2 pseudogenes are annotated in these 912 nt (G+C 77.2%); both read right to left on the bottom strand.

Annotated features, from left to right (window positions below):
- Nucleotides 1-674 (bottom strand): annotated as a pseudogene (locus ROTAS13_RS25125) (thiol reductant ABC exporter subunit CydC); the annotation flags it as partial.
- Nucleotides 664-912: pseudogene (locus tag ROTAS13_RS25120) on the bottom strand (thiol reductant ABC exporter subunit CydD); the annotation flags it as partial. The pseudogenes ROTAS13_RS25120 and ROTAS13_RS25125, both read right to left, overlap by 11 nt.

Genomic DNA, 912 nt, shown 5'->3' with positions numbered 1-912 from the left:
GCCTCGGCCAGGCGCGCCCCGGCCCGGGCCTCGCCATTGTTGGACAGCACGTCCTCCAGCCCCAGCAGCGGCTCCACGGCGCGGGCGCGGAGGGCACCCCGCGCCTCCGCCACCGCGGCGGAACGGCGCGCCGCCAGCGGGGCGAGGATCGGCGGCAGCAGCAGGGCCAGGGCCAGCGGCAGGGCCACCACGGCCATCAGCCCGGGCGAGGCCCAGCCCAGCAGGGCGGCGATGGCCAGCACCGTGGCCGTGGCCGCCGCCATCGGCGCCAGGGCACGGAGGTAGAGTCCGTCCAGCGCCTCCACATCGGAAACCAGCCGGCCCAGCAGGTCGCCGGCGCGGTGCAGCCCGATCCCTGTTGGAAGGCGCTCCGCCAGCCGGCGGAAGAACCAGACGCGGGTATCGGCCAGGGCGCGGAAGGTGGCGGCATGGGTGGTCATCCGCTCCAGCCAGCGCAGCACGGGGCGCAGCAGGATCAGTGGCCGCAGCAGCAGCAGCGCGCCCGCGGCGGCGGCCATGGCGCCGTGCCGCAGCCCCTGCGACACGCCGTGCCCGGCCAGGGACAGCAGGGCGACGCCGGACAGGGCGGCGAGGCAGGCGACCAGCGCGCCCAGCGCCAGCGCGGTCCGGTGCGCCCGCCACAGACCCAGGATGCGGGCGAGGTCACGCCACATGGTCGGCCTCCCTGCCCCGGCGCGCCTGGCCGGTCACATGCCCTTCCTCCAGGGTCAGGACCCGGGCTGGGAAGCGCTGGCGCAGCAGGGAGGAATGGCTGGCGATCACCGCCGTCCGCCCGGCGCAGAGGCGTCGCAGCCCGTCCAGCACCTCGGCCTCGGTGCCGGGATCCAGGTGCGCGGTCGGCTCGTCCAGCAGCACCAGCGGCCGGTCGCGCAGGAAGGCCCGGGCCAGAGC

Origin of the sequence: Roseomonas sp. TAS13 (genome assembly GCF_001950415.1) — a bacterium.
Taxonomy (GTDB): Bacteria; Pseudomonadota; Alphaproteobacteria; order Acetobacterales; family Acetobacteraceae; genus Roseomonas; species Roseomonas mucosa.
Note: the sequence above shows the minus strand (reverse complement) of the source record. Positions and strands in the feature narration are given on the sequence as shown.